Source organism: Alcaligenes faecalis (genome assembly GCF_009497775.1).
GTDB lineage: Bacteria > Pseudomonadota > Gammaproteobacteria > Burkholderiales > Burkholderiaceae_B > Alcaligenes > Alcaligenes faecalis_D.
Genome location: NZ_CP031012.1, coordinates 2,627,763 through 2,647,077 on the forward strand (window position 1 = coordinate 2,627,763; position 19,315 = coordinate 2,647,077).

Annotated in this window: 17 protein-coding genes; 7 read left to right on the plus strand and 10 right to left on the minus strand. The window is 56.6% G+C overall.

Going from position 1 to position 19,315, the window contains the following annotated elements; translation table 11 throughout:
- Positions 1-73: 73 nt before the first annotated feature.
- From cmk to gyrA, 6 genes are all read right to left on the minus strand, one after another.
- Positions 74-751 (minus strand): (d)CMP kinase, encoded by a 678-nt coding sequence (gene cmk, locus DUD43_RS12240; protein WP_153230503.1) that lies wholly within the window; start codon positions 749-751, stop codon positions 74-76.
- On the minus strand, positions 748-2,070 hold the full coding sequence (gene aroA, locus DUD43_RS12245; protein WP_153230504.1) for a 3-phosphoshikimate 1-carboxyvinyltransferase: 1,323 nt from the start codon (positions 2,068-2,070) through the stop codon (positions 748-750). Before aroA ends, cmk begins: the two co-directional genes overlap by 4 nt.
- On the minus strand, positions 2,067-2,951 hold the full coding sequence (locus DUD43_RS12250) for a prephenate dehydrogenase (RefSeq protein WP_153231627.1): 885 nt from the start codon (positions 2,949-2,951) through the stop codon (positions 2,067-2,069). Before DUD43_RS12250 ends, aroA begins: the two co-directional genes overlap by 4 nt.
- Positions 2,952-3,138: 187 nt before the next feature.
- Positions 3,139-4,230 (minus strand): prephenate dehydratase, encoded by a 1,092-nt coding sequence (pheA, locus tag DUD43_RS12255; RefSeq protein WP_153230505.1) that lies wholly within the window; start codon positions 4,228-4,230, stop codon positions 3,139-3,141.
- Positions 4,223-5,332: a 3-phosphoserine/phosphohydroxythreonine transaminase gene (gene serC / locus DUD43_RS12260; RefSeq protein WP_153230506.1), complete on the minus strand. Its 1,110-nt coding sequence runs from the start codon at positions 5,330-5,332 to the stop codon at positions 4,223-4,225. Before serC ends, pheA begins: the two co-directional genes overlap by 8 nt.
- A complete protein-coding gene (gene gyrA, locus DUD43_RS12265) occupies positions 5,332-8,016 on the minus strand; it encodes a DNA gyrase subunit A (protein WP_153230507.1) in 2,685 nt (894 codons plus the stop codon). The genes serC and gyrA overlap by 1 nt, the downstream gene beginning before the upstream one ends.
- 440 nt (positions 8,017-8,456) lie before the next feature.
- Between gyrA and ompA the strand changes: the two genes are divergently transcribed.
- The 3 genes from ompA (at position 8,457) to gph (ending at position 10,558) form a co-directional block, all read left to right on the plus strand.
- Positions 8,457-9,053: an outer membrane protein OmpA gene (ompA, locus tag DUD43_RS12270; protein WP_009464175.1), complete on the plus strand. Its 597-nt coding sequence runs from the start codon at positions 8,457-8,459 to the stop codon at positions 9,051-9,053.
- Between the two features lie 83 nt (positions 9,054-9,136).
- The gene (gene ubiG, locus DUD43_RS12275; protein ID WP_009464176.1) at positions 9,137-9,859 is read left to right on the plus strand and encodes a bifunctional 2-polyprenyl-6-hydroxyphenol methylase/3-demethylubiquinol 3-O-methyltransferase UbiG; all 723 of its coding nucleotides are present in this window, start codon (positions 9,137-9,139) and stop codon (positions 9,857-9,859) included.
- A 6-nt stretch (positions 9,860-9,865) separates the two neighbouring features.
- Positions 9,866-10,558 carry a phosphoglycolate phosphatase gene (gph, locus tag DUD43_RS12280; RefSeq protein ID WP_153230508.1) on the plus strand — a complete coding sequence of 231 codons (693 nt, stop codon included), beginning with the start codon at positions 9,866-9,868 and terminating at the stop codon, positions 10,556-10,558.
- A gap of 6 nt (positions 10,559-10,564) precedes the next feature.
- On the opposite strand, the gene DUD43_RS12285 is transcribed toward gph, so the two are convergent.
- Positions 10,565-11,431 (minus strand): LysR family transcriptional regulator, encoded by an 867-nt coding sequence (locus DUD43_RS12285; RefSeq protein ID WP_153230509.1) that lies wholly within the window; start codon positions 11,429-11,431, stop codon positions 10,565-10,567.
- A gap of 84 nt (positions 11,432-11,515) precedes the next feature.
- Between DUD43_RS12285 and DUD43_RS12290 the strand changes: the two genes are divergently transcribed.
- Entirely contained in the window at positions 11,516-13,051 is a 1,536-nt protein-coding gene (locus DUD43_RS12290) for an MFS transporter (protein WP_153230510.1), read from the plus strand.
- Here DUD43_RS12290 and fdxA read toward each other — a convergent pair.
- The gene (fdxA, locus tag DUD43_RS12295) at positions 13,048-13,380 is read right to left on the minus strand and encodes a ferredoxin FdxA (protein WP_009464181.1); all 333 of its coding nucleotides are present in this window, start codon (positions 13,378-13,380) and stop codon (positions 13,048-13,050) included. The genes DUD43_RS12290 and fdxA overlap by 4 nt on opposite strands.
- Positions 13,381-13,515: 135 nt before the next feature.
- Entirely contained in the window at positions 13,516-14,589 is a 1,074-nt protein-coding gene (locus tag DUD43_RS12300; RefSeq protein WP_153230511.1) for a linear amide C-N hydrolase, read from the minus strand.
- Between the two features lie 236 nt (positions 14,590-14,825).
- On the opposite strand from DUD43_RS12300, the gene DUD43_RS12305 reads away from it, so the two are divergent.
- Complete coding sequence (locus tag DUD43_RS12305; RefSeq protein WP_153230512.1) at positions 14,826-16,841, plus strand: ligand-gated channel protein; 2,016 nt, start codon at positions 14,826-14,828, stop codon at positions 16,839-16,841.
- A gap of 62 nt (positions 16,842-16,903) precedes the next feature.
- Here the strand turns inward: DUD43_RS12305 and DUD43_RS12310 are convergent, their stop codons facing one another.
- Positions 16,904-17,233, minus strand: coding sequence for a hypothetical protein (locus DUD43_RS12310; RefSeq protein WP_153230513.1), 330 nt, complete (start codon positions 17,231-17,233; stop codon positions 16,904-16,906).
- Between the two features lie 106 nt (positions 17,234-17,339).
- On the opposite strand from DUD43_RS12310, the gene DUD43_RS12315 reads away from it, so the two are divergent.
- Together DUD43_RS12315 and DUD43_RS12320 are read left to right on the plus strand one after the other, a co-directional pair.
- Positions 17,340-18,143, plus strand: a complete 804-nt coding sequence (locus tag DUD43_RS12315; RefSeq protein ID WP_153230514.1) for a hypothetical protein — start codon at positions 17,340-17,342, stop codon at positions 18,141-18,143.
- 47 nt (positions 18,144-18,190) lie between these two features.
- Positions 18,191-19,315, plus strand: a complete 1,125-nt coding sequence (locus DUD43_RS12320; protein ID WP_153230515.1) for a metallophosphoesterase — start codon at positions 18,191-18,193, stop codon at positions 19,313-19,315.

Consider the following 19,315-nt stretch of genomic DNA (forward strand, 5'->3'; position numbering starts at 1 on the left):
CAGCCAAAATGGCCGTTAAAAAAACACACCAGGCAGAACCCGGTGGAGTGAACAAAGCCCGATCAGCACGGGATTAGGCTGTCGGGACCGCAATGCCCGACCAAAGGTCGAGCACCTTATTTACAACTTCCTGGATGCTGAGCTGGGAAGAATCCACAATGTGGGCACCCTGCGCAGGCACGAGCGGGGCATGGGTTCGAGAACGATCACGTTCGTCGCGCGCACGCAAGTCCGCCAAAAGACTCGTAAGATTAGCAGAAATACCCTTTTCGCTCAACTGTTTACAGCGTCTTTGGGCTCGCACTTCCGCATCTGCCAGCAAAAATATCTTTAAAGGCGCGTCCGGGAACACAACTGTGCCCATATCGCGGCCATCGCCCACCAAACCGGGCGCAACGCGAAAATCCCGCTGCCGTTGCAAAAGTGCCTCACGCACCAGAGGCAAGGCCGCCACCTGGGAAGCCAGATTTCCTACCTCTTCCTGACGAATGGCGTCGCTGACGTCCTCGCCATCCATGTAGATATGGGGGTGGTCAAAACGCACGTTCAGGTTCTGGGCAGCGTGCTGCACCTGCGCCTCGTCCTGTACATCCACACCGCGACGCAGGCAGGACAAGGCGGTCAGACGATACAAGGCGCCGCTATCCAGCGTGTGCCAGCCCAGCCGCTGCGCGACCAGAGAAGCAATTGTCCCCTTACCGGAAGCGGTAGGACCATCAATGGTAATGACGGGAATGGTCTGCTCTGTCATGCCTGCACCAATTGTTCAAAAACAGAAAAATACTCGGGGAAAGTCTTGCTGACGCAGGCGGGATCCAGAATGGTGACCGGCACCGGACCAAAGCTGGCCAGCGAGAAACACATGGCGATGCGGTGGTCATCATAGGTTTCGATGCTGGCCAAACGCCATTGATCGGCCGCAATAGGATGCACAGTCAGCCAGTCCGGCCCGGACTCCACCGTTGCGCCCAGCTTGCGCAGTTCAGCCTGCATGGCATCAATACGGTCGGTTTCCTTCACGCGCCAGCTGGCGATATTGCGCAAGGTGCAAGGGCCATCGGCAAACATGGCCATGGCAGCCGCCGTCATGGCGGCATCAGGAATGTGGTTGAAATCCAGATCAAAGGCTTTCAGCTTGTCGCCCTGCGCCACGCACAGGCCCGAAACGATCAGCTCATTGGCATGGCGCTCGATACGGGCACCCATGGCTTCGGCCACATCCGCAAACTGAATATCACCTTGCAGGCTTTCTGTGCCCACGCCTTGAATGCGCAGCGGACCACCACCAATGGTTCCCAATGCAATGAAATACGAGGCGGACGAGGCATCGCCCTCCACCACGTACAAACCGGGGCTGACATAAGCGGCATCAGCAGGGACAGTAAAGCTGCTCCAGCCGTCACGCTCTACCTGCACACCAAAGCGCGCCATCATGGCCAGCGTGATTTCAATATAAGGCTGGGAGATCAACTCCCCTTCCACCTCGATACGCAAAGGCTGGCCCGTACGAGCAGTCAATAAGGGAGCGGCCATCAACAAGGCTGTCAGAAACTGGCTGGATACCGAGCCTTTTACCGACACGCGACGCTGATCTGCTTGAGCCAACTCACCAATCGCCAAGGGAGGATAGCCCTCTGCGCCCAGATATTGCACATCAGCACCCAGGCTACGCAGTGCATCAACCAGATCCCCGATAGGACGCTCGTGCATGCGAGCAATACCGCTAAGATTGAAACGGCCACCCATCAAGCCCAAGGCAGCGGTCAAGGAGCGGAAGGCCGTACCGGCATTACCCAAGAACAGATCGGCATCGCGATGCGCAAAAGGAGCACCACCGTCGATTACGACCGTGCCCTGCCCCAGATCCTGCACAGCCACGCCCATTTGCTGCAAGGCAGCCATCATGACGCGCGTGTCATCCGAATGCAGCAAGCCTTCCAGGCGGGTTTGCCCTTGAGCCAAAGCGGCCAACAAAAGGGCCCGATTGGAAATGCTCTTGGACCCCGGCAATTGCAGTTGTCCGCTGGCGCGGCTGACGGGGTTCAAAACAAGACTGTCGCTCTGGCTCATTGCAAACCACTCCTACTTGCCCAAAAACGGCGTGCCAAGGCAGCACGCTCCAAAAATTCGTATAAAGCCTGGCCATCCTGGTCCTGCAAAGCCTGCTCAGCCTGATCCAGAGCCTGACGTACTTCCTGCAACTGGCCCAAGACAGCCTCGCGGTTGCTCAGGAAAATATCGCGCCACACCTCGGCTGATCCGGCTGCAATGCGGGTGAAATCCCGAAAGCCGGTCCCCGCCAAGGCAAAACGCTGATCCGAGTTGGCGCTGGAGGCCACCTGCCACATGAAGACCGAGGATAAAAAGTGCGGCACATGGCTGACCGAGGCCAGCACTTCATCGTGCGTAGCCGGGTCCATCAACATGACCCGCGCCCCGCAAGCCTCCCACACGGCGATCAAACGCTCGCGTGCACTGGCACTGTTTTCTTCCAGGGGGGTCAAAATGACGTTACGGCCGTCGTAAAGATCAGCCCGCGCCGCTTCGGGGCCTACGGTTTCCGCACCCGCAATCGGGTGGCCGGGCACAAACTGGCCAAGACGATCACCCAGCGCTTCGCGCGCCACGCTGACCACATCGACTTTGGTGCTGCCTGCGTCGCTGATCAGGGTGTCGTCACGCAGATGGGGACGCAAGGTTTTCAATACCGAGGCCATTGCACCGATAGGTGTGGCCAACACAATCAGGTCCGCTTGCTGGGCGGCTTGTTCAAGCGTGGCGACCTCGTCGATCAGGCCCAGCTCCTGGGCGCGCCGCAAACTTTTCAGCTGCCGACCTACGCCCAGCACTTTTCCTACCGCCCCGGAGCGCTTGAGCGCCAGGGCCAAAGAGCCGCCAATCAAACCGACTCCGACGACCGCCAGCACCGGAACCAAGGGCGGCGGCGCCATAGTTTCTGATGACGCTATCATGATTAATTCCGTTCCCTCTCAGGCCGTCCATGCTGCGCGCATTGCGTGAAATAGCACGAGCAAAACCGGGATATTGATGCAGACTTTGCCTGACTGTCGCGTGGAATCAGGCAAAAGGCCGTGAGGGGGAAATCTTCCCCACTCAGGCCTTTCTTGTTTCTGATGCTTAAAAGTCGTTTACGGGGTAAGAACCCAGAATCTTGAAAAAGGCGACTTGTTTCTTCAGCTCTGCCAAGGCAGCGGCCATGGCGGGCTCGTCACGATGGCCGATCAGGTCTACGTAGAAATAATATTCCCACTGCCCTGTCCGTGCAGGACGCGACTCCAGGCGAGTCATGGAAACACCATGCACAGCCAAAGGAGACAGCATGTCATAGACAGCGCCAGCCCGGTTGGGCACAGCCAGAATGATGCTGGTCTTGTCATTGCCGCTAGGCAAGGACTCGATATTGCCGATGGCCAGGAAACGTGTGCGGTTATGCGGATCGTCCTGAATACCGGCTTCGACCACGCCCAGATTCCAGGCGGTGATGGCCGTATTACCGGCAATCGCTGCCACGGTAGGATCGGAGGCGGCAAGACGCGCTGCTTCTGCATTGCTGGAAGCGGCTTCACGCAAAAGCTGGGGGTAATGCTTTTGCAGCCAGTTCTGACACTGTGCCAAGGCCTGAGGATGGGCCATCACACGGGTGACGCCTTCCATCGTGCCGCTTTGGGTCAGCAGATTGTGGTGTACACGAATCGAGCGCTCGCCCAGGACACGCAAGGGCGAGTTCAGCAGCAAATCCAGCGTGCGGTTCACGGCACCTTCAGTCGAGTTCTCGACCGGCACCATACCCACTTCAGCCTGACCCACTTCGACGCTGCGGAAAACCTCGTCAAAGGAATCGCATTGCAGGCCATCCAACGCATGGCCGAAATGCTCGTAAGCGGCCTGCTCGGAAAAAGAGCCTTGTGGGCCCAGGTAAGCCACGCGCAATACGCTTTCCAGACCGCGGCAGGCAGAAATAATCTGCCCCCAAACGGCTTCTACCGCTGCCGGAGTAAACGGGCCATCATTTTCAGACTGCAAGCGACGCACAATACGTGCCTCGCGTTCGGGCTTGAGGATGACTTCCTCTGTATTGAAGTCCTGCTTGATCTTGCCCACTTCCAAAGCCGCACGAGCACGCTCGTTAAGCAACTCCAGGATCTGGCGATCCAGCTCATCAATACGATTGCGCCAAGGGAGCAGGCGCTCAGTTAAGGTATTAGCCATTCCGTCGTTCAAAATCAGTCATGAAATCGATAAGTGCCTGCACACCCTCCAGCGGCATGGCGTTATAGATCGAAGCGCGCATACCGCCCACGCTCTTGTGCCCTTTCAGGGAGGTCAAACCCGCTGCCGTGGCCTGTTCCAGGAACAAGGCATCCAGCGACTGATCACGCAAGAGGAACGGTACGTTCATGCGCGAGCGGTAAGCCGGATGGATGGTATTGGTGTAGAACTCGGAGGCATCCAGAAAGCCATACAAGGCCTCGGACTTGGCCGCATTACGTGCCTGCATGGCAGCCACACCGCCCTGGCGTTCCAGCCATTTGAACATCAGGCCGGCCATGTAGATGGAGTACGTAGGCGGCGTGTTGAACATGGACTGCTGCTTTTCGATGTTGGCGTAATTGAACGCCGACGGGCACAGTTCCATGGCATGGCCCAGCAAGTCCTTGCGTATCATCATCAAGGCAATACCGGACATGCCTGCATTTTTCTGGGCACCTGCGTAAGCAACCGCCACGCGCGAGAAATCAATCGGGCAGGACAAGATGTTGGAGGACACATCGGCAACGACGGGTACATCCAGCTTGGGAATATCGTTGAACTCCACGCCACCAATGGTTTCATTGGTGCAGACGTGCAGGTAAGCCGCATCCGAGCGCACATCCCATTGGGAAGGCTCGGGGAACCAGGTCCAGGGCGCCCACTCCTTGCCCTGATCCTGCCAGGCCTGACCGCTGGTACCGGCAACACGAATGTCACCATAGCGCTGAGCTTCTTCGCAGGACTTGACCGACCAGCTGCCCGAAAGCACGTAGTCGGCCTTGCCGCTGCCATTGCGCTGGATCAGGTTCATGGGCAACAGGCCGTTCTGGCCCTGTGCCCCACCCTGAACGAACAGCACCGCGAAGTCATCGGGCACGGACAACAAGCTGCGCAAATCGGCTTCCGCCTCGTCACGCACACCCATATAGTCCTTGCTACGGTGGCTCATTTCCATGATGGACATGCCGGTGCCGTGCCAATCGGTCATCTCAGCGGCGGCTTGTTCCAGCACTTCCAACGGCAGCATCGACGGGCCTGCCGAAAAATTCCATACACGCATTATTCGTTTTCCTCGCCGGAAGGGTCCGCCTGGTCTTGGGCGGAATCAGTTTGATTGTTCTGCTCAAGACTTTCTGGCGCTTGACCGTCTTCGGCCAGCTCGGCATCGACCTCATCATCGGTCTCCACCACGCGGTACACACCAGAGAGTTCGCTGTCATCATCCACGCTGATCAAGGTCACGCCTTGCGTTGCACGGCCCATCTCGCGGATTTCAGCCACACGAGTACGGACCAGCACACCAGCGTTGGTAATCAGCATGATTTCGTCAGTTTCGCGGACCAGCACGGCGCCCACAACCTTGCCATTACGGGCCGAGGTCTGGATGGCAATCATGCCCTTGGTGCCACGACCGTGACGCGTGTATTCACCAATCGGGGTGCGCTTGCCAAAACCGTTCTCGGTGGCAGTCAGCACGGATTGGGTTTCGTCTTCGGCAACCAGCAAGGCGATCACGGACTGACCATCTTCCAGCGTCATGCCGCGCACACCACGGGCTGCACGGCCCATTGGACGTACATCACCTTCGTCAAAGCGCACAGCCTTGCCGGCATCAGAGAACAACATGACGTCGTGCACACCGTCGGTTAGTTGAGCGCCGATCAGGTAGTCGCCCTCGTCCAGGCCCACGGCAATAATGCCGGCCTTGCGGGGGTTGGAGAAGTCGGACAGCGGGGTCTTCTTGACCGTACCGCGCGAGGTCGCCATGAACACGAACTGATCTTCGCTGAATTCCTTGACGGACAGCACCACGTTGATCTTCTCGCCATCTTCCAGAGGGAACATATTGACGATAGGACGGCCGCGCGAGTTGCGCGAACCTTGTGGCACTTCCCAGACCTTCAGCCAGTACACACGGCCACGGTTGGAGAAGCACAGCAAGTAATCGTGCGTGTTGGCGATGAACAGCTTGTCGATCCAGTCGTCCTCTTTCATGGCGGTGGCTTGCTTGCCACGACCACCACGACGCTGGGCTCGGTACTCGGACAGCGGCTGGCTCTTGATATAGCCGGTATGCGAGAGCGTCACCACCATATCCATAGGGGTGATCAGGTCTTCGGTATCCAGCTCGGTGGCGTTGTGCTCGATTTGCGAGCGACGAACGTCCTTGCCGGTCGCCGAGAACTCGTCGCGTACGGCGATCAGTTCGTCACCAATAATGGCAGACACACGAGCCGGGCTGGACAGGATGTCCAGCAAGTCAGCAATCTTGTCCATGACCTCGCGGTATTCCTGAACAATTTTGTCCTGCTCCAGGCCGGTCAGGCGTTGCAAGCGCATGTTCAGGATTTCCTGAGCCTGCACTTCGCTGAGACGATACAGACCTTCCGAGCTCATGCCGAACTCGTCACCCAGATCATCAGGACGGTAAGCCTGACGGCCGCCCACAATGGCGCTGGTGTCGGCACGGGCCAACATCTCGCGCACCAGACCGGAATCCCAGGAACGAGCCATCAGCTCGACACGGGCAACCGGTGGCGTTGGAGCGGCTTTGATGATTTCGATGAACTCATCAATATTAGCCAGGGCCACAGCCAGACCTTCCAGCACATGGCCGCGCTCGCGCGCTTTACGCAGCTGGAATACGGTACGGCGTGTCACCACTTCACGGCGGTGGCTCAGGAAGTAATCCACCAGCTGTTTCAGGTTGAGCAGACGGGGCTGGCCATCGACCAGTGCCACCATGTTCATCCCGAAGGTTTCTTGCAGCTGCGTGTTCTTGTAGAGGTTGTTCAGTACAACTTCCGGTACTTCGCCGCGCTTCAGCTCAATGACCAGACGCATGCCGTCCTTGTCGGACTCGTCGCGAATATCGGAGATACCCTCGATGCGCTTTTCATTAACCAGCTCGGCAATACGTTCTTGCAGCGACTTCTTGTTGACCTGGTAAGGGATGGCGTCGACCACAATAGCCTGACGGTTGCCCTTTTCCATGTCTTCAAAGTGTGTGCTGGCGCGCATGATGACGCGACCACGGCCCGTGCGATAGCCTTCGCGCACACCGGACATGCCATAAATAATGGCGCCGGTCGGGAAATCGGGGGCCGGGATGTATTCGATCAGTTCATCAACCGTGCACTCGGGGTGGCTCAGGCAGTACAGACAGCCGTTGACCACTTCAGCCAGGTTATGCGGCGGAATATTGGTAGCCATACCCACGGCAATACCCGAGCTGCCGTTGACCAGCAGGTTGGGCAGACGCGAAGGCAACAAGGCCGGTTCTTTTTCGCTGCCATCATAGTTAGGCACGAAATCCACGGTTTCCTGGTCGATATCGGCCAGCAGTTCGTGGGCGATCTTGGCCAGACGGATTTCGGTGTAACGCATGGCCGCGGCGTTATCCCCGTCGATGGAACCAAAGTTACCTTGTCCGTCGACCAGGGTGTAGCGCATGGAAAAGTCCTGCGCCAGACGCACGATAGTGTCATAGACGGCAGAGTCACCATGAGGGTGGTACTTACCGATCACATCACCGACGATACGAGCCGACTTCTTATAGGCACGATTCCAGTCGTTATTGAGTTCATGCATGGCGAACAGAACACGGCGATGCACGGGCTTCAAACCATCTCGCACGTCGGGAAGAGCACGGCCCACAATCACGCTCATGGCGTAATCGAGGTAGCTGCGGCGCATCTCCTCTTCAAGCGAAACGGGAAGCGTCTCCTTGGCAAAGGAATCCATAGGTCAATTCTTTATAGATATGGGTTAAGCAGTAAGCCAGCCGTAAACGGACAAGAGGAAATTCTAGCACTTTCACATAGAGGGACGCAGCGTAGGGAGGCGACAAGGCGGGCGATATGTGATTGAAACGGTCGATTCGTCAAAAATCCATCGTCCACTAATCGTATCGATGATGGATTCAAGAAGCTGCCCCACCCTCTTCCTGTTGCCTAAAACCAACAATATCAGGAAAGAACAAGGCTAATTCCACGCATCTTCACGAATCGTTCCCTGTCCCCCTCACGCATGCGGCCGAAATGTCTTAAGATTCGACCTAACACGCATGAAACCCAGCGCAAGCAAGTCTTTGTTCCGTTCAAAGGATTGCTATACTGGTTCCGTTAATCAGCGGCAGGGGTTCGCTGCGGTCACTTAACAGCATCAGCTCAACGAGGAGAAATATGAACAAACCCTCCAAAATCGCACTTGTACTCGCCATTGCCGCCGCATCGGCCACTAGTGCAGTTTCCGCACAAGAGTCCGGCGAAGTTAACAACTGGCGCAATCCGTTCGGCGACGTTTGGAAAAACGGCACCAACGAACTGTGCTGGCGCAACAACTTCTGGACACCTGCTACAGGTATTCCAGGTTGTGACGGTGTGCCCGTTGCCCAAGCCCCCGAAGCTCCTGTCGTCGCTCCTACCGTCACTAAAGTGACTCTGAACGCTGACACTTTCTTCGACTTCGACAAATCCACCATCAAGCCAGAAGGCCGCCAGGTTCTGGATCAAGTGGCTGACACCGTTCAGTCCATCGATCTGGAAACTCTGATCGCTACCGGTCACACTGACTCGATCGGCGCTGAAGCTTACAACCAGAAGCTGTCCGAGCGTCGCGCCAATGCTGTTAAAGCATACTTGGTCAACAAAGGCGTACCTGCTGACCGTATCTACACCGAAGGCAAGGGCGAAGCTCAGCCCGTGGCGTCCAACAAGACCCGCGAAGGCCGTGCTCAAAACCGTCGCGTAGAAATCGAAATCGTGGGCAACCGCAAGTAATTCTTGCTGCATCACGTATTTCTGTAGCTAAGGCTACAATTAAGGCTCCGCTTTTGCGGGGCCTTAATTTTTTTGGATGAGCCATGACCGCTTCCACCGTCACTAACGTCAATGTCGATCCCGCAGAGATCGATAAATTCAGTGCACTGGCATCCCGCTGGTGGGACCCAGACAGCGAGTTCAAACCGCTGCACGCCATCAACCCTTTGCGTCTGGACTGGATTCTGTCCTACACCGGCTCCCTGGCGGGCAAGCAGGTATTGGACGTCGGTTGTGGTGGCGGCATTCTGTCTGAAAGCCTGGCTCAGTCCGGCGCCGACGTCACCGGCATTGATCTGGCCGAGCGCTCCTTGAAAATTGCCCGCTTGCACAGCCTGGAATCGGGCGTGCCGGTCAAATACGAAATGATCAGCGCCGAAGACATGGCCGATCAGCACCCTGGTCGTTTTGATGTGGTCACCTGCATGGAAATGCTGGAACACGTCCCCGATCCGGGCTCCATCATTGCGGCCTGCGCCAAGCTGGTCAAACCCGGTGGCTGGGTCTTTTTCTCGACCCTGAACCGCAATCCCAAATCTTTTTTGTTTGCCATTGTGGGCGCCGAGTATCTCTTGCGTCTGATCCCCAAGGGCACTCACAGCTATGAAGGTTTTATCAAACCCAGCGAGCTGATTTCCTCGGCCCGTCGCAGTGGTCTGGATGCCCTGGCCCTGAAGGGTCTGGAATACAACCCGATTACCGAGCACTATCGCCTGTCCGGCGACACCTCCGTCAACTACCTGCTGGCCAGCCGCCGCCAGAGCTAAGCCCTCATGAATAAACTGGTTCTATTCGATTTTGACGGCACCTTGGCCGACTCTGCTCCGGATCTGGCTGCTACGGCCAATCGCATGCGTCAGGCCCGTGGTCTGCCCGATCTGCCTTATGAAGCTCTGCGCCCCTACGCCTCTCATGGCGCGCGTGGCCTGATCAAGGTGGCTCTGGATATCAATACCGATCACCCTGAATACGCACAACTGCGGGCACACTTCCTGCAGGACTACAACGACCACATGACGGAACTGACCCATTTGTTTGAAGGCGTGGCTCCTATGCTCAAACAGCTGGAACAGGCGGGCTATACCTGGGGGATTGTTACCAACAAGCTGGAATATCTGGCTTTGCCCCTGATACGTCATCTGGGACTGGAAGCAGGCTGTGCCGTCACTGTCGGTGGCGATACCACACCGCACACCAAACCCCACCCTGCCCCCTTGCTGCATGCCGCCAAGCAAACCGGCTTTGCTCCCAAGGACTGCCTGTATGTAGGCGACGACCTGCGCGATATTCAGGCCGGTCAGGCTGCGGGTATGGCCACCATGATCGCGGCCTACGGCTATTGTGCCCAGGACGATAGCCTGAGCAACTGGCAGGCCGATCTGACGGTGCATCACGCTTCAGATATCTGGGAAGGCGTACAACGCTGGGCTAACGACCAGCTCCGCCCCTCTCCACTGGCCTGCTAAACAGGCCTAAGGCAGCAGCTCCGACAGGCGCTGCTGCATCCACACTGCCGCAGGCGGCAAAGTCTGCCCCTGCCGCCACAGCATCCGCACAGGCAAAGGCGGCAACACCATCTCCCGACAATGCAACTGCGCCAGCTTGTTGCGCAGGTTCTCATACTCCGCAATATTCAGCGGCAAGATCGCCCAGCCCAGACTATCGGCCACCATATCGGCAATCACATAAAAGCTGTCTGAACGCCACACACTGGGGCTGACAACCGTCTGCTCTGTCCCTTCGATATGAATCAGCAACTGCCGATGTGCCGTCAGTTCTTTACGGCTGACCTGATTCTGGCTGGCAAGCTGGTGCGTACGCGCCACACAAATCGCCTGGGGCACAGCGCCGATGTAACTTTGCGCAAAAGACGTGGCATCAGCGCCACGATCAAACTGAAAAGCCACATCCGAGCGGCCCTCCAGGATGTAATCCATCACCTCGGAAGCGGTCCCGTTCCAGATCGTCAATTCCACAGCAGGCCAACGCTCGGCCAACTCTTTGAGCAACAGACGTAAAGGCTCTTGAGGCAAAGCCTCATCCAGAGCAATTTCCAGCCGGGTCGGCTGCCCTTGGGAGAAATCCAGCGCCCGACGATTCAGCACGTCCACCTGGCGCAACAGTGCCTTGGCTTCCAGCAGCATGATCTCGCCCGGCACGGTCAGGCTCAAGGTTCGCCGCGAACGATCAAACAGCTCCAGATTTAGATCCGCTTCCAGCAGGGAAATCGAGGTGCTGACAGCCGACTGCACCTTGCCCAGCTCTTTTGCGGCCTGCGTCATGGAGCCGATTTCTGCCACGGCGACAAAGTGTCGAATACGTTCCAGTGTCCAATCCATTTATCTATCTTATAGATGCTAATTAACTTTGTCTGTTGATAATATTGATAGATCATAAGGGCTTTCCTACCCTTCTGGTTTTTTATGCTGCACAGCTCGATTACCCATCAAGCCCAAACTGCTCCCCTGTCTCCAAGCCGTCGCTGGTTGATCCTGGCGATTGTGTCGGCAGCCCTTCTACTGATCGTGGTGGACATGACGGTGCTCTACACCGCCCTGCCACGCTTGACGCATGATCTGCAGGCTTCGGCCTCGGACAAGCTGTGGATCATCAACAGCTACGCCCTGGTCGTCTCCGGACTGCTCCTGGGCATGGGCACCCTGGGCGATCGCCTGGGCCACAAGCGCCTGTTCCTGTCCGGCCTGGCCATGTTTGGTCTGGCCTCGATCGCAGCCGCCTACTCCCCGAACCCAACGGCCTTGATCGCCGCCCGCGCCTTTCTGGGTGTGGCCGCAGCCATGATGATGCCCGCCACCTTGTCGCTGATCCGCATCACCTTTCACGATGAGCGCGAACGTGCCGTAGCCTTCGGTGTCTGGTCTTCGATTGCTTCGGGCGGTGCCGCTTTTGGCCCTGTCCTGGGTGGCTTCTTGCTGGAGCATTTCTGGTGGGGATCGGTCTTTCTGATCAACGTGCCTATCGTGCTGATCGCACTGCCTATGGGCTGGATGCTGGTGCCCCGCTCCACGCCGGATGCCTCCCGTCCCTGGGATATCAAAGGCTCCTTGCTGATCATGGTGGGGCTGGTAGCCAGCACCCTGGCCATCAAGGAAATGGGCAAGCTGCACACGGACTGGACCCTGACCACTGCCGCCTTGCTGGTCGGCATCCTGTTTCTAGGCTGGTTTGTCCGTCAACAAAACCGCAGCCCTTTCCCTTTGCTGGACTTTGCCCTGTTCAAGGATGCCACCCTAAGCACCGCCGTGCTCGCGGCCTTGACCGCCTCGGCTGCCTTGATCGGTATGGAACTGGTGTTCAGCCAACGCCTGCAATTGGTACTGGGTTTCTCACCACTGGAAGCGGGTTTGGCCATTATTCCCTTGCCGCTGGCTGCTTTTATGGCGGGCCCGCTGGCCGGGCGTCTGCTGGTCGTGATCGGCAGCAAGCGACTGCTGATTGGTGCCTTGAGCCTGGCCGGCACGGGCATGGCCGCTTACCTGCTGTGGCATAACAGTGCACAGCCTTTGCAAGTGATCAGCCTGGTCATGCTGGGCCTGGGGATTGGTGCCGCCATGACAGCCGCTTCCAGCACCATCATGCAAAGCGTGCCACCTTCGCGCGCCGGTATGGTGGCCTCGGTCGAGGAAATGTCTTACGAGCTGGGTGGTGCGCTGGGCGTGACCATTATGGGTAGCCTGCTGTCCTTCGTGTACAGCGCCAGCCTGATCTTGCCGCAGGAATTAAGTGATCACGCCCTGGCCTACGACAGCCTGGATCAAGCCTTGTTGATGGCAGAAACCATGCCGCAGAATCTGGCCCTGACCCTAAGTGAGCTGGCCCGAGACTCTTTTGATAAAGGCTATGTGGCGGTACTGGCCAGTTGTACGGCCTTGCTGGTGATGGCGGCCTTGGCTGTCTGGTACTTCCAGCGCAATAACAGCCATCAGAAAGCCCATTAATCTTTCTTCAAGAGCGCCAACTTGTCGGTCTGAGTCGCCCAGTACTCATGATCCGGCAAGGGCGCTTTTTGTTGACTGATACGCTTCCAGGCCGGGTCCTCGCTCAGGGTCCGGTTCAGCTCCACATAGACCTGCTGCTCGGGCGTCACATCCTGATCACTGACAATCGCCCCCACCGGGCACTCGGCCACGCAGATCGAGCAATCAATGCACTCGTCAGGGTGAATGACCAGGAAATTCGGGCCTTCAAAAAAACAATCCATGGGACACACCGTCACACAATCGGTGTACTTGCACTGGATACAGGCTTCCGTCACTACGTAGGTCATGAAACAGCTACTTCAACAAATAAAGACGGGGCATAGCATAACAGCTGAACATGAATATCATGTGATCGCTGTCGGCTATGCCCCGAATAGCTCACCTGGAGTCAGGCTTGCCCCAGGTGGCTTACGCCGCCACGCTTAAATAGCAGGTGGCTTCACTGGCAAGAAGTGGAAAGGCTTGGAGGGTTTGAAGTGCTCCAGCACCTCGCCCATATAAACCGTGCTTTGCTCTGGCCCCAGTTCCAGTTTCATGACCTTGCCCGTTTCAGCCGAAAAATCGACCTTCTTCATATCCAGCCAGAAAGCGCCGGGCGACAGAACCGAATCAAAGTAGTACAGACTACGCTGATGGTCGAACACAGTACGCCAGCGGGTTGAGGAGTTGTTAGGCTGATCAGGCACTGTCATACCGTAAGGTGTAGACGCATTGCGAATCACGCTCAGCACACTGGCCACCGCCTTGTCATCACTAAGATTGCGCGGCACCGCATTGATGTAGAAAGAAGCACGTGCAAAACGGTCTGCCGCACGGCTCGTCCCTGGCAACATATTCAATCCACCCACATCCTGCCAGTAGTCCTTGATGGCCAACTGCTGATCGTAGGTAGGTGAGTTCGTCATCACCTGATATTTGCGGTTGTGGTGGATGTGCTGCTTGCCATCGATGTACTCAATAATGGCGCTGTCCCCGGACGCATCCGACATGGCCATATGCAGCGTTGCCAGACGCTCCTCGTCCGGCATCTTGTCTGTCAGCACGACAAAGGGGTTCTTTTCCAGTGCCTCTACCGCTTCAGCCACCGTTGCGAAATTGTCCAGTACATACTGTCCCCACAAGGACAGACTCAGGGTCTTGTCACCTTTTTTCGGAGTGGGAAACTGCGACTCGGGCAACCACAAAAGGTTGACGTTCAAACCCTTTTCATTCGCACCATCTGTCGAGGCAATGTCATAGCCCGAGGCAATGACGCTGCCATACTTCGAGGTCCATTCCATCGCGGTAGGGCCTGTTTCACCATTCCGTTTTTCGCCACGCGGAAAAATCCAGAGATTCGTTTCGACATCCCTTTTCCAATCCATGGAACGACCGGTAATCACCTGACCGTTATCACCCAGAAAAACAGCTCGGGTACACGCCTGAGAGGCCGCAGGCACCAAAGCCAGCCCAACTGCACACGCCAGCAAAGTACGACGACATTTTTTTAGCAACATCTTTCTCTCCAGAGACGGCTAGCCGCCCAATCAATGAAACAAAAAAACCGACTGCTTTCACAGCCGATACATTGGACACGGGTGTAACAAAAACAGGATTAAGGCAGCGCGTCAAGCCAAGTGACATCTTGTGGTGCAAGACCTACAGATACATGAAAAAGAGCCCTCTTAATTTGAGAATCAGGCCGATTAGATAATAATAACTGTTCTCATTTTTGTTTCTTATTCTGATTTCTATGTCCCTCTTGTTTCCTCTTTCTCCGGCAGCCCGTGCCGTAGCTATTCTTGCTGGCTCCATCGTTCCCTTTTCCTGTACCTTGGCCCAACAAAGCGTTAACCAGCTCGACAATATCGTGGTTACCGCCTCCGGCTTTGAGCAAGCGGTTCAAGACGCCCCAGCCTCCATCAGCGTAGTACCACGTACCGAACTGGAAAAGAAAGCCTATCGTGACGTGACAGACGCCTTGCGCGACGTTCCTGGTGTTGTGATCACCGGGGGGGCCAGTGGCAGCGATATCAGTATCCGTGGCATGGCCTCGGCCTACACTCTGATCCTGGTTGACGGCAAACGACAAAACTCGCGCGAGACACGTCCCAATAGCGACGGTGCAGGTATCGAGCAAGGCTGGTTGCCGCCCATGCAGGCCATCGAACGTATTGAAGTGATCCGTGGCCCCATGTCGTCCTTGTATGGCTCGGAAGCCATGGGTGGTGTGATCAACATCATTACCCGCAAAGTTCACCAGGAATGGACCGGCTCGCTACGCACAGAGGGCACCGTCCAAGAGGACTCCAAGTCCGGCAATATTTATCAAGGCAACTTCTATCTGGCAGGCCCCATCAAAAAAGACATGTTGGGCCTGCAGATTTATGGCCAGGAATCCCGCCGCAACGAAGACGAAATTCTTAACGGTTTCAATAAGCAGAACACGTCCTCGGGCACCGTCAAGTTGACCTTGACGCCTTCGGCCAATCACGACTTCACCGCCGAGTTCTCCCGCACCTTGCAAGAGCGCACATCCACTCCGGGCAAGAGCATGGCAGCAGAGAGCTGCGGCAAGAACGGCAAATGCACTCCCAACGAGATCTCCACCAGCAAGTACTCTCGTAATGTGTTCTCCGTAGGTCACAACGGTCGCTGGGGTAAAGCCGTCTCCAACACCTACGTGCAGCGCGAGGAAATTGATAATCCCGGCCGCAGCATGTTCCTGAAAAACACCGAGTTCAATACGCAATGGAGCCTGCCCTTGGGCAACCATATGCTGACTTCGGGATTTCAATATCTGCACGAGCAACTGCGTGATACCAACAATCAATACAAACCTGAGGTCAGCCGTCTGAGTCGTGAGCAATGGTCTGTCTTTGCTGAAGACGAATGGAGCATGACCGACAACTTCGCCTTGACCGGCGGCGTGCGCATGACTCATGACGAGAACTATGGCAATCACTGGACTCCACGCCTGTACGGTGTGTGGCATGCTACCGAGCAGTTGACCCTGAAAGGCGGTGTGTCCTCCGGCTTCAAAGCCCCTTCCCTGCGCTCGGCCGTGGCTGACTGGGGTCAGATCACCGGTGGTGGCGGTGGCGTACCTGCCGTGATTGTTGGTAACCCGAATCTGAAGCCTGAAAAGAGCCTGAGCCAGGAACTGGGCATTGTTTGGGACAACCAGAACGGCATGGTCAACAGCCTGACCTTCTTCAATACCAATTTCAAAGACAAGATCTCTGAAACTCGCCGTTGTACAGATCCGGATGGCCTGCCTAACTGCCACGTTTTCCCAGGCGATCAAGGCTATAAATTCATCAGTGACCGCGTCAACGTAGACAAGGCCATCATGCGCGGCGTGGAAGCATCCACAACCTGGTCAATTACCGATGACCTGCGCCTGGCTGCCAACTACACCTACACCTACTCCAAGCAAAAGAGCGGGGACTTCTCCGGTCAGCCTTTGAACAAGATGCCCAAGCATATGTTTAATGCGACGCTGGACTGGGATGCCAACGAGCATCTGGGCTTGTGGACGCGTGTTAACTATCGCGGCAAGACCTCGGACTACCTGAGCCGTACCAGCATGGCGCAAGGCACCCCATCCTTCACATTCCTGGACGCCGGCCTGAACTACAAATTCAACAAAACCACCACGGTTGGCTTTGGTGTGTACAACATCTTTGACAAACGCGTCACAGATGAGACTTTTGATGCTGTGTATGATGGCCGCCGTTACTGGGCACAGTTGACTGTTGGTTTCTAAAAAAACCACCCTCTCATGCATGATTGAAAAACGGCCCTTAAGGGGCCGTTTTGCAAATCTGTCTAAAACTCCAGGCAGTCAAAAAATCCCGGCAGTCGCGCATAGCTGTCCATAAGCTGATCAATGACATAAGCGCTGTCACGGGTTTCCAGGGCCAGCAGGTTTTCCCGGTAATCTTCATCGGCCAAGCCAACGGCACTGCGGCCCGGATCAACACGGGCACCAGCCAGTAGCTCGGACAGCTTGGGGTCCTGCATCGCCTCCAGGGCTGCACGCAAGGCCAGTTCTTCATCCGTGAAACCAACTTGTCCGGTGCGATCAGCTTGTAACGCCGCTTGCACTAGGGGCAACAAATTATCAATATCTTGCTTGCTAAGGTAAAACATATGCATGACACGTTCTCCACGGGTTGGTGATCGGCTAGTCCAGCATACCGAAAGAAACAAGACTGGCGCTAGTACGCCGTCATTTACAGAATTAAAAAGGGGGTCCATGACAATGATGCATAAACTCACTCATTCCCGCTGGTTATTGTTGGGAGTCTTGCCACTGGCCAGTCTGGTTCATGCCCAAGTGAGTACTCAAAGTCCAGAAGCCCTGTCCGACAGCAGCAGCTCGCCACGCTATGCCGTGCAGATTACGCCTTACGCCTGGATTACCGGCTTGTCGGGCGAGTCCTCTCCCTTCAAGCGCGCGCCTTCTCTGGACATAGAAAAGTCCTTTTCAGATGTCCTGCACGATCTGCGTGCTGCCGCTTTTCTGAACACCTGGGTGCGTCGCGACCGCTATGTGTTCAACAATGATCTGCTCTACGTAAACACACGCGAAAGTGAAGTGGTGGGTGGTTTGCCTTTGGTGGGTGCTGCAGAGGGAACCGTGGACACTCGGCTGTTCATGGCCACCCTGCAAGGCGGCTACCGCATCTATGACTCCGAGCAAGCCAGCCTGGATGCGCTGGCCGGTTTTACGTTCTGGGATATTCGTACCCGCGCCCACCTGACAAGCGCTGGCCGCACCCGCCATCATCAGGAAAGCTTCAGCTGGGTTGACCCCACTATCGGGCTACGCGCCTTTTATCGCTTTACGCCTGAACTTTCTACCCAAGCCCAGGTCCATCTGGGGGGCTTTGATGCCGGTTCGCGCCTGAGCTATCAAGCGACCCTGACCCTGAACTACGAGCTATCGGACAATTTCTCTGTTGCCGCCGGGTACAAGATGCTGAATGTGGACTATCGCCGCTCCGGCCATGTTTTTGACACGCGCATGTCCGGGCCCGTCATTGGCCTGACCTGGCGTTATTGATGACGTTTTGCAGGCTCCCCTGAGCCTGGTATTTTTTGGATGATCTTGTGTTTCAAGTCGCTGCCCTCGTTTTTGCCCTGTATGTCGCCTGGCGACTGATCAAACCACTGAAGATCAAACCCTGGATCAAGTGGCTGCTAAGTACCCTGGCTGTTGCCGCCACCTTTCACCATTACACCGTGGCCCTGTTCTGGGGCTCGCGGGCTTCCCCGGAAATTCCTGCACAAGCCATCATGGTCCTGGGCTGGGCTTTTGGGGCCGTTTTGCTGGCAGCCTGCTTTACCCTGATTACCGATCTGGCAGGCTTGCTGATGCGCGTTCTGTACAAACCTGCAGGGCTGCTTCTGTTGCGCTCCCCGGCCTTGCGGGGCGTGCTGGGTATCGCAGCTATCAGCCTGTCCGCATTGGGTGTCTGGCAGGCAGTGCAAGTCCCCGAGGTGAAATCCATTGAAGTAAAGATCAAGGGCCTGTCTCCCAGCCTGGATGGTTTCAAGCTGGCGCAACTGACCGATCTGCACGCCAGTCGTCTGCTGCAAGGCCCCTGGATACAAGCCATTGTCGATAAAACACAGGCTTTGAAACCAGATCTGATCGCGATTACGGGTGACCTGGTCGATGGTACGGTGAAGGCTCGCCGTGATGATGTCGCCCCCTTGCAAGCTCTGTCTGCTCCCAAAGGCGTCTGGGTGATTGCAGGCAACCACGAGTACTACACCCAGTACCAGCCCTGGATTGAGCACTTCAACCGCCTTGGGCTACGCATGCTCCTGAACGAGCACAGCATTATTGAACAGGGCGATGCCGCTTTCGCCTTGGCTGGCATCACCGACAAATCGGCAGCAGGACATGGGCAGCCCATGCCTGATGTGGCGGCAGCAGTCGCCGGGATCCCTGCGGGTATGCCCATCATCATGCTGGCCCACCGCCCTGACACCGCCAAGGAAAGCGCAGCGGCCGGAGCGGCCTTGCAGTTGTCCGGCCATACACATGGCGGCCATATTGTGGGCATGCACAAGATCGTGCAGATGGCCAATGGCGGCTATGTGGGCGGGCTGTATCAGGTGGGTGATATGCAGTTGTACGTCAGCTACGGTGCCGGGCTGTGGGCAGGCTTCCCACTGCGTCTGGGACGCGCCTCGGAAATCACCCTGATTACCTTGCGCGCCTCCTGA

Coding starts and splice junctions, on each gene's coding strand:
- gph (WP_153230508.1), top strand. CDS start 9,866: ATGAATAAACTGGTTCTATTCGATTTTGACGGCACCTTGGCCGACTCT.
- fdxA (WP_009464181.1), bottom strand. CDS start 13,380: ATGACCTACGTAGTGACGGAAGCCTGTATCCAGTGCAAGTACACCGAT.
- DUD43_RS12310 (WP_153230513.1), bottom strand. CDS start 17,233: ATGCATATGTTTTACCTTAGCAAGCAAGATATTGATAATTTGTTGCCC.
- DUD43_RS12285 (WP_153230509.1), bottom strand. CDS start 11,431: ATGGATTGGACACTGGAACGTATTCGACACTTTGTCGCCGTGGCAGAA.
- DUD43_RS12290 (WP_153230510.1), top strand. CDS start 11,516: ATGCTGCACAGCTCGATTACCCATCAAGCCCAAACTGCTCCCCTGTCT.
- DUD43_RS12250 (WP_153231627.1), bottom strand. CDS start 2,951: ATGGCGCCGCCGCCCTTGGTTCCGGTGCTGGCGGTCGTCGGAGTCGGT.
- DUD43_RS12300 (WP_153230511.1), bottom strand. CDS start 14,589: ATGTTGCTAAAAAAATGTCGTCGTACTTTGCTGGCGTGTGCAGTTGGG.
- gyrA (WP_153230507.1), bottom strand. CDS start 8,016: ATGGATTCCTTTGCCAAGGAGACGCTTCCCGTTTCGCTTGAAGAGGAG.
- ubiG (WP_009464176.1), top strand. CDS start 9,137: ATGACCGCTTCCACCGTCACTAACGTCAATGTCGATCCCGCAGAGATC.
- pheA (WP_153230505.1), bottom strand. CDS start 4,230: ATGGCTAATACCTTAACTGAGCGCCTGCTCCCTTGGCGCAATCGTATT.
- ompA (WP_009464175.1), top strand. CDS start 8,457: ATGAACAAACCCTCCAAAATCGCACTTGTACTCGCCATTGCCGCCGCA.
- DUD43_RS12305 (WP_153230512.1), top strand. CDS start 14,826: ATGTCCCTCTTGTTTCCTCTTTCTCCGGCAGCCCGTGCCGTAGCTATT.
- aroA (WP_153230504.1), bottom strand. CDS start 2,070: ATGAGCCAGAGCGACAGTCTTGTTTTGAACCCCGTCAGCCGCGCCAGC.
- cmk (WP_153230503.1), bottom strand. CDS start 751: ATGACAGAGCAGACCATTCCCGTCATTACCATTGATGGTCCTACCGCT.
- DUD43_RS12315 (WP_153230514.1), top strand. CDS start 17,340: ATGATGCATAAACTCACTCATTCCCGCTGGTTATTGTTGGGAGTCTTG.
- serC (WP_153230506.1), bottom strand. CDS start 5,332: ATGCGTGTATGGAATTTTTCGGCAGGCCCGTCGATGCTGCCGTTGGAA.